The organism is Streptomyces sp. XY431 (genome assembly GCF_001279805.1).
In the GTDB taxonomy this organism is placed as follows: Bacteria; Actinomycetota; Actinomycetes; order Streptomycetales; family Streptomycetaceae; genus Kitasatospora; species Kitasatospora purpeofusca.
Map to the genome: position 1 here is coordinate 80,195 of NZ_LGDO01000058.1, position 9,007 is coordinate 89,201.

General features: G+C 74.9%; 5 protein-coding genes and 1 pseudogene. 5 read left to right on the forward strand and 1 reads right to left on the reverse strand.

Features of this window, described 5'->3' with window-relative positions; translation table 11 throughout:
• Window positions 1–237: 237 nt before the first annotated feature.
• The 5 genes from ADK60_RS47535 to cimA all read left to right on the forward strand — a co-directional run bounded on the left by ADK60_RS47535 (window position 238) and on the right by cimA (window position 8,806).
• Entirely contained in the window at window positions 238–3,630 is a 3,393-nt protein-coding gene (locus ADK60_RS47535) for a S8 family serine peptidase (RefSeq protein ID WP_053644746.1), read from the forward strand.
• A 93-nt stretch (window positions 3,631–3,723) separates the two neighbouring features.
• Window positions 3,724–4,293 (forward strand): Uma2 family endonuclease, encoded by a 570-nt coding sequence (locus ADK60_RS09265; protein ID WP_053644748.1) that lies wholly within the window; start codon window positions 3,724–3,726, stop codon window positions 4,291–4,293.
• A gap of 76 nt (window positions 4,294–4,369) precedes the next feature.
• A complete protein-coding gene (locus ADK60_RS09270) occupies window positions 4,370–5,407 on the forward strand; it encodes a 3-isopropylmalate dehydrogenase (RefSeq protein WP_045944345.1) in 1,038 nt (345 codons plus the stop codon).
• A 218-nt stretch (window positions 5,408–5,625) separates the two neighbouring features.
• Entirely contained in the window at window positions 5,626–6,738 is a 1,113-nt protein-coding gene (locus tag ADK60_RS09275) for a branched-chain amino acid aminotransferase (RefSeq protein WP_045944346.1), read from the forward strand.
• A 451-nt stretch (window positions 6,739–7,189) separates the two neighbouring features.
• Complete coding sequence (cimA, locus tag ADK60_RS09280) at window positions 7,190–8,806, forward strand: citramalate synthase (protein WP_045944347.1); 1,617 nt, start codon at window positions 7,190–7,192, stop codon at window positions 8,804–8,806.
• A 95-nt stretch (window positions 8,807–8,901) separates the two neighbouring features.
• Here the strand turns inward: cimA and ADK60_RS09285 are convergent.
• A pseudogene (locus ADK60_RS09285) lies at window positions 8,902–9,007 on the reverse strand (ATP-binding protein); the annotation flags it as partial.

The following is a 9,007-nucleotide window of genomic DNA, read 5'->3' on the forward strand; positions in this document are numbered from 1 at the left end:
CGGCCGGCTCCGACGGGCCGCCCCCGGCCCGTTCGGCGTTCATCCGCCGAATGGGCCGGACGGGCTGACGGAGGGTCACCCGCAGGAGTGCAAGTTGCCGCCGTTCGGTGGAAGTTGCTCGCCCCGACCGGCGCGATATTCCTAATTTGGGGCCCCCGGAAGGGTGATCGACGGCCGCGCGGGCGGGCGTCAGCGGCACCGGATGCGGATCAGTTCCCCCGGCCGGGGGAGAGGACCATGCGCCATCCCGTCGTCCGCCGACCGCTTGCCCGGCTCGGCCTGACGCTCACCCTGCTCGCCGGACCGGCCCTGCTCACCGGGGCCGCCCCGGCCACCGGCAGTCCGCCGACGTCCCCGTCGGCCCCGCCGGGCCGCGCCGCCGCCGGACCCGTCGCCGTCCTGCTGGAACTCGCCACCGAACCGGTCGCCCCCGCCTGGCGCCGGGCCGGGGACGAGGCCCGGCGCAACCGGCGCTCCCCGGAGGCCGTCCGGGGCGAGGCCGCCCGGGCCGGCGCCGCCCAGCGGACCCGCGCCTCCACGGCGCTGGACCGCCTGGCCGACGCCGTCCACGACGCCGTCCCCGCCGCCCGGGAGCTCTACCGCACCCGCACCCTGCTCACCGGCCTCGCCGTCAACGCCCCCGCCGACCGGCTGCCCGCGCTGCGCACCCTGCCCGGGGTCGCGGCCGTGCACCCGATCGTCCGCAAGCAGCGGGACAACTCCCACTCGGTGCCGGTCACCGGCGCGCCCGAGGTCTGGACGGGCGGCTCCTCCGACGGCGGCCCGGACGGCGGCGACACCGGCCGGGGCGTGCGGATCGGCGTCGCGGACAGCGGCATCGACTACACCCACGCCGACTTCGGCGGCCCCGGCACCGAGGAGGCGTTCCGCTCCGTCGACGGGGCGAAGCCCGCGCCGGCCGGCCTCTTCCCGAGCGCCAAGGTGTCCGGCGGCCGCGACCTGGTCGGCGACGACTACCAGCCCGACCCGTCCTCCCCGCACTACCAGCCCGAGCCGCACCCGGACGAGAACCCGATCGACTGCGTCCGCAACGGCCACGGCACCCATGTGGCCGGCACCGCCGCCGGCCTCGGCGTCACCACCGACGGACAGCCCTACCGGGGCCCCTACCGGCCCGGCCTGGACCCGGCCGGCTTCCGGGTCGGCCCCGGCGCCGCGCCCGGCGCCCAGCTGTACGCGATCCGGGTGTTCGGCTGCGACGGCTCCACCGACCAGCTCGGCGAAGCCCTCGACCTGGCCGCCGACCCGGACGGCGACGGCGACCCGAGCGACCGGCTCGACGTCCTCAACCTCTCGCTCGGCAGCCGCTTCGGCGCCACCGACGACGCCGACGCCCTCGCCGTCGACCGGCTCGCCGCCCTCGGCACCGTGGTGGTCGCCGCAGCGGGCAACGAGGGCGACGTGTACGCCATCGGCGGCAGCCCCGGCACCGCCGCCAGGGCGCTCGCCGTCGCCGCCTCGGTCGACCCGCACAGCGACGCCGACGGCCTCACCGTGCTCGACCCGCAGCCGCTCGCCGGGGTCGTGCCGGCCCACTGGAGCGCCCGCTACCAGGACTGGTCCACCGCCGACGTGGCCGGGGAGCTCGCCCTGCCCGCCGACCAGCGGGACGGCTGCGCGGCCTTCTCCGAGGCCGACCGGCAGCGGATCGCCGGGCGGATCGCCGTGCTCGCCTGGAGCACCCGCGAGTCCGAGCGCGCCTGCGGCTCGGGCCCGCGTGCCGACCACGTCGCCGAGGCCGGCGCGCTCGGCGCCCTGCTCGCGGCCGACGACGACCACCTCGCCGAGATCGCCGGCAACGACCGGGTCCCGCTGGCCCTGCTCGCCCGCGCCGACGGCGAACGGCTCCGCGCGGGCGCCGCCGCCGGCCCGGTCCGGGTCCGCCTCGCCGCGCCCGGCAACCCGCTGCACGGTGTCGTCGCCCAGGACCAGCCGCAGCGGCTCGACACCCTCACCGACTTCACCTCGCGCGGCATCGGCGTGCCCGGAGTGGTCAAGCCGGACCTCGCCGCCCCCGGCGAGACCATCTGGTCGGCCCGGGTCGGCAGCGGCACCGGCGGCCAGCGCGAGGACGGCACCTCGATGGCCACCCCGCACGCCGCCGGCCTGGCCGCGCTGGTCCGCGCGGCCCACCCCGACCTGACCGTCGAGCAGGTCAAGGCCGCGCTGATGAACACCGCCGGGGACACCTGGCTCGGCGACGGCGGCACCGGCGCGGTCTACGGGCCCGAGCGCACCGGCGCCGGCCGGGCCGCCGTCGACCGGGCCGTCCGCACCCCGGCCGTCGCCTACGCGGCGGGGGAGGGCGCGGTGGAGGGCGCCGTCGGCGTCTCCTTCGGCCCGGTCACCGTCACCGGGCCGCTGGCCCTGGTGCGCGAGGTCGATGTCCGCAACCTGTCCGCCGCCCCGGTCGCCTACCGGACCGGCTACGCGGCCGCCACCGAGCTGTCCGGCGCCCGCTTCGAGCTCGCGCCCGACCGGATCGAGGTGCCGCCGGGCGGCACCGCGCGGATCCGGGTCACCCTGAGCGTGCCCGGTGCGCTCGGCCGTGCCCCGGACCCGACGATCGCCGCCGTCCAGGGCGGCCGGGCCCGCAGCTACCGGGGCGAGCTCTCCGGCCGGCTGCTGCTGACCCCGGACGACCCGGCCGTCCCCGGCCTGCGGGTGCCGCTGTTCGCGGCCCCGCGCCCGGCCACCGACCTGGCCGCCACCGCCCCGGTCCGCACCACCCGCTCCGGGGCCGTGGTCGCGCTCACCGGTACCGACGCGCCCGGCGAGGCGCCCGGCCTGCTCAGCGCCTTCGCGCTCGGCGGGGAGGGCGCCCGCTGGGCGGACTGCCCGCCGAACAGCGGGGCGGCCGTCGGGCCCGGCGCGGGCTTCGTGCCGGAGGGCAGCACCGAGGAGGCCGAGCACCTGCGGGACGTCTGCGTCGAGCGCCCTGGCGACCGCGCGGCCAACCTGCGGGCCGCCGGCGCCGCCACCGACGCGCCCACCGTCGCCGGGGACCCGCTCACCGAGGGCCGGCTCTACCTCGGCGCCCAGGTCTGGGCCCCGGCCGCCACCCCGGTCGGGCTGTTCGGCGTCCGGGCCGTGCTGGACACCGACGGGGACGGCGCCACCGACGTGGTGGTCAAGGCCGACCGGATGCGCGGCAGCGACGTCCTGGTGGCCCGGACCCTCGACGCCCGCACCGGCGCCGAACTCGACGTCCAGCCGCTGAACGCCCGCTGGGGCGACACCGACACCGCCCTGCTGGACTCCGACACGGTGGTCCTGCCGGTCCGGCTCGCCGCCCTGCCGGGCGTCCGCGCCGGGCACAGCACGGTCCACTACGCCGTGTGGACCGGCCTGGCCGGCGCCGGGCGGGACCCGGCCGACGCCTTCTCCGCGATCGGCCTGCGCGGCACCCGCCCCACCCTCGCCGTCGACGTCCTGCACCCCGCCGTCGACATCCGCACCGGCCCCGGCGGTCCCACCGCCCTGGCCGCCCCCGTCCACCCCGCCACCCTCCTCGACATCCGCCGCACCGACGGCGACCACTCCCGCGTCCTCCTCCTCCACCACCTCAACCCGGACGGCCGCCGCAGCCAGATCCTGACCCTGCCGTAACTCCCCCCGAGGGAGCGCACAGCGAAGGCTGCGCGCTCCCTCGTTCGGGTAGTCGACTGGCTTCCACCAAGCCGCTCCTGCGAGCGTGGAGCAGTGGAGTGCCCCCTTGAGCCGTACCCGGATTGGCTTCGCCCGCCGCCCGAGGGCCGCACTGCCGATGACCTCGATCGGCTGCGTGACCTTCCGCCGCACACCGAGCTGCTGTTCGGCAGTCTGGTCTTCAGCGCGCGACAGACGCGCTTCCACGCGCGCACGGTCAGCGATCTGGAGCGGTGCCTGAGCGAGCAGGCGCCGGTCGGCTGGGAGCTCTGGTGCCGGATGGGGCTGAAACTGGACGATCGCAACCGGCTGGAGCCCGATCTGATGGTGGTCGACCTGCAGGCGGACACCGGCGATGACCAGACCTTCTGCCGCCCGAGGGACGTACTGATCGCGGTCGAGGTCGTCTCGCAGGAATCCCGCGAGCGTGACCGCGAGGTCAAGCCGCGCAAGTACGCCGCCGCCGGCATCCCCCATTTCTGGCGGGTCGAGTGCGACGAGGGCCGGCCCGTGGTCCACACGTACGAGATCGACCCGGCCACCCGGCTCTACGGGCTGACCGGGATCCACCACAAGCAGCTGAAGCTCGACCGGCCGTTCCCGGTCGACATCGATCTCACCTGATCGCCCCCATCAAGGCCGCTGTCCGAATGGCGGACGCTGGATGTCAGGCTCTGGGATGCCGGAGTAGCCTCCGAGCATGTCTCGCACGATTCGTCTCGCAGTCGTCCCCGGTGACGGTATCGGCCAGGAAGTGGTGGCCGAGGGCCTCAAGGTGCTGGAGGCGGTGCTTCCCGCCGATGTGAAGCTGGAGAGCACCGAGTTCGACCTCGGCGCCCGGCGCTACCACCGCACCGGTGAGACCCTCCCGGACAGCGTCCTGGCGGAGCTCAAGGCCCACGACGCGATCCTGCTCGGCGCCATCGGCGACCCGAGCGTGCCGTCCGGTGTGCTGGAGCGGGGGCTGCTGCTGAAGCTGCGGTTCGCCTTCGACCACCACATCAACCTCCGGCCGGGCCGGCTCTTCCCGGGCGTGAAGTCCCCGCTGGCCGGCGAGCCGGAGATCGACTTCGTGGTCGTCCGCGAGGGCACCGAGGGCCCGTACGTCGGCAACGGCGGCTCCCTGCGCACCGGTACCGAGCAGGAGGTGGCCACCGAGGTCAGCCTCAACACCGCCTTCGGCATCGAGCGCGTGGTGCGCGACGCCTACCGCCGGGCGCAGGCGCGCCCGCGCAAGAAGCTGACCCTGGTGCACAAGAACAACGTGCTGGTGCACGCCGGCCACCTGTGGACCCGGATCTTCGAGCAGGTCGGCACCGAGTTCCCCGAGGTCACCACCGACTACCTGCACGTCGACGCGGCGACCATCTTCTTCGTCACCCAGCCCGAGCGGTTCGACGTCATCGTGACCGACAACCTGTTCGGCGACATCCTGACCGACCTGGCCGCCGCCGTCACCGGCGGGATCGGCCTGGCCGCCAGCGGCAACATCAACCCGAGCGGTGCCTTCCCGTCGATGTTCGAGCCCGTGCACGGCTCGGCGCCGGACATCGCCGGCCAGGGCAAGGCCGACCCGACCGCCACCGTGCTGTCGGTCGCCATGCTCCTCGACCACCTCGGGTACGCCGCCGAGGCCGCCCGGATCGAGGCCGCGGTCGCCGCGGACCTCACCGAGCGGACCGGCACCCGTACCACTGCCCAGGTCGGCGACGCGCTCGCCGCCCGAGTATCCGCCTAGGAGGCCGGGACCCGACAAACGGTGTTCCGGCCCGGTGGGCCGGACCCCATAACGGCAGCTTGCGGTTCTCCAAGGAGTCCGCGACTGTTCGGCACGGCCCTCTGGATGCGAGTATCGACAGTGGGCCGTGCCGTCGTGCGTCCGTACCGGAGTGAGAGTCCGGGACGAGCACCGGCGGAGGCGGCCCGGACCAACCCCACGGTGAAGGACACACAGCCATGAGCACGCCCACCCAGGCGCCCATCACGTTCGACCTCAAGCCCTCCGCGCACCCGCTGCCCCAGGCGGAGCGCGAGGCCCGGCTGGCCAACCCGGGCTTCGGGCGCGTGTTCACCGACCACATGGTCACCATCCGCTGGACCGAGGGCGTGGGCTGGCACGACGCCCAGCTGGCGCCCTACGCGCCGATCGAGATGGACCCGGCCAACATGACCCTGCACTACGGCCAGGCGATCTTCGAGGGCCTCAAGGCCTACCGCCAGGCCGACGGCTCGATCGCGACCTTCCGTCCGGAGGCCAACGCCGCGCGCTTCCAGGCCTCCGCCCGCCGGCTGGCGATGCCGGAGCTGCCGGTCGAGGCCTTCGTCGAGGCCGTCGAGCTGCTGGTCCAGCAGGAGCAGGCCTGGGTCCCGAACGAGCCGGAGCAGAGCCTCTACCTGCGCCCGTTCATGTTCGCCACCGAGGTCGGTCTGGGTGTCCGGCCCGCCAACTCCTACCTCTTCATGATCATCGCCTCCCCGGCCGGCGCCTACTTCCCGGGCGGCGTCAAGCCGGTCTCGGTCTGGCTCTCCGAGGACTACGTCCGCGCCGCCCCGGGCGGCACCGGTGCCGCCAAGTGCGCCGGCAACTACGCCGCCTCGCTGGTCGCCCAGGCCGAGGCCGCCGCCAAGGGCTGCGACCAGGTCGTCTGGCTCGACGCCGCCGAGCACCGGTGGATCGAGGAGATGGGCGGCATGAACCTCTACTTCGTCCTCGGCGAGGGCAAGGACGCCCGGATCGTCACCCCCGAGCTGTCCGGCGCCCTGCTGCCCGGCATCACCCGCGACTCGCTGCTGCAGCTCGCCACCGACCTCGGCTACGCGGTCGAGGAGCGGAAGATCTCCACCGAGGAGTGGAAGCAGGGCAACGCCGACGGCACCCTCACCGAGGTCTTCGCCTGCGGCACCGCCGCCGTGATCACCCCGGTCGGCTCGGTGAAGTCCCGCGGCGGCGACTGGACCGTCGGCGCCGGCGAGCCCGGCCCGGTCACCATGGAGCTGCGCCGCTCGCTGCTCGCGATCCAGGGCGGCCAGGCCCCCGACACCCACGGCTGGCTGCACCGGATCGTCTGATCCCGCTCCGCCGGGCGGGCCGCTCGTGGAGCCCGCCCGGCCGCGCCGCCCCGGCCTGCCGCCGCTGCTCGTCCGGCTGCGGCCCGTCCGCCGCGGCCCGCCGCCACCGGCCCGTCCCGGCCCGCCCGTTCCGGATGCCGAGACGGGCGGGCCGCTCCGCGGACGATGTGCCAGACTGCCGACGTGTCCTCGCTTTCGCTGATTATTAGCAGCAGGCGCGCCGGTCCGCAGTGACCGCTCCCGCACCACCCGATGCGGAGCGACCACCAGCGTCCAGACCCGCGCGCAGACCTCTCGCACCCGCGAGGGGTCTTTTTGTTTCCCCCGGACCGGCCGGAGCCCCCACAAGGGGCCGAGGGACACCGGGCGCGCGCGGGATGCTGGACAGTGGAGCCGGGAATCAGAACCGGCAGAGCAGTAACCCGACCTCCCGGAACGGAGACCCAGGGTCATGACCCAGGCGAGCAACCTCCCCGACGACGCGTTCCACGTCTTCGACACCACCCTGCGCGACGGCGCCCAGCGCGAGGGCATCAACCTCACGGTGGCCGACAAGCTGGCCATCGCCCGGCACCTGGACGAGTTCGGCGTCGGCTTCATCGAGGGCGGCTGGCCCGGCGCCAACCCCCGGGACACCGAGTTCTTCGCCCGCGCCGCCGAGGAGCTGGACCTCCGGCACGCCCGGCTGGTCGCCTTCGGCGCCACCCGGCGGGCCGGCGGCAGCGCCGCGGACGACCCGCAGCTCGCCGCCCTGGTCAACTCCGGCGCCCCGGTGATCACCCTGGTCGCCAAGGCCCACGACCGGCACGTCGAACTGGCGCTGCGCACCACCCTGGACGAGAACCTGGAGATGGTCCGGGACAGCGTCGCCCACCTGCGGGCCCAGGGCCGCCGGGTGTTCATCGACTGCGAGCACTTCTTCGACGGCTACCGGGCGAACCGGGACTACGCGCTGGCCGTGGTCCGCACCGCCCACGAGGCCGGCGCCGAGGTGGTGGTGCTCTGCGACACCAACGGCGGGATGCTGCCCTCCGGCGTGCGCGACACCGTCGCCGACGTGCTGGCCGCGACCGGCGCCCGGCTCGGCATCCACGCCCAGGACGACACCGGCTGCGCCGTCGCCAACACCCTGGCCGCGGTCGAGGCCGGCGCCACCCACGTCCAGTGCACCGCCAACGGCTACGGCGAGCGGGTCGGCAACGCCAACCTCTTCCCGGTGGTCGGCGCGCTGGAACTCAAGTGCGACCGCCGGGTGCTGCCGCCCGGCAGCCTCGCCGAGATGACCCGGATCTCGCACGCGATCGCCGAGGTGGTCAACCTCGCCCCCTCGACCCACCAGCCCTACGTCGGCTTCTCGGCCTTCGCCCACAAGGCCGGACTGCACGCCTCGGCGATCAAGGTCGACCCGGACCTCTACCAGCACATCGACCCGGAGACGGTCGGCAACACCATGCGGATGCTGGTCTCCGACATGGCCGGCCGCGCCTCGGTGGAGCTCAAGGGCAAGGAGCTCGGCTACGACCTCTCCACCGACCGGGACCTGGCCGGCCGGGTGGTCGCCAGGGTCAAGGAGCAGGAGAACCTCGGCTACACCTACGAGTCCGCCGACGCCTCCTTCGAGCTGCTGCTGCGGGACGAGGTGCGCGGCCGCCGCGAGCGCTACTTCGCCCTGGAGTCCTGGCGCACCATCAGCGAGCAGGGCCCGGGCGGCAGTGCGGGCAACGAGGCGACGGTCAAGCTGTGGGCCAAGGGCGAGCGGATGCTCGCCACCGGCGAGGGCAACGGCCCGGTCGACGCGCTGGACAAGGCGCTGCGCACCGCGCTGGAGCGGATCTACCCGCAGCTGGCCAAGCTGGAGCTGGTGGACTACAAGGTCCGCATCCTGGAGGGCCAGCACGGCACCGGCTCCAAGACCCGGGTGCTCATCGAGACCACCGACGGCACCGCCACCTGGTCCACGGTCGGGGTGGCCGACAACGTGGTGGCCGCCTCCTGGCTGGGGCTGGAGGACGCCTACACCTACGGCCTGCTGCGGGCCGGCCTGGAGCCGGACGCGGCCCAGGGCTGATCAGCCCGCCGCGGTGACACGACGGCGCGGCCCGGGGACCGGAGGGTCCGCGGGCCGCGCCGTTCGGCCGTGCGCCGTCGTACGGTGCCCCGGGGTCACCGCAGCCGGGCGAGGAGGGCGTGTTCGACGAGGGTGATGAGGGCGCTCTTGGCGCTGTCGCGGCGTCGGGCGTCGAGGGTGATGACGGGGGTTTCGGTGCTG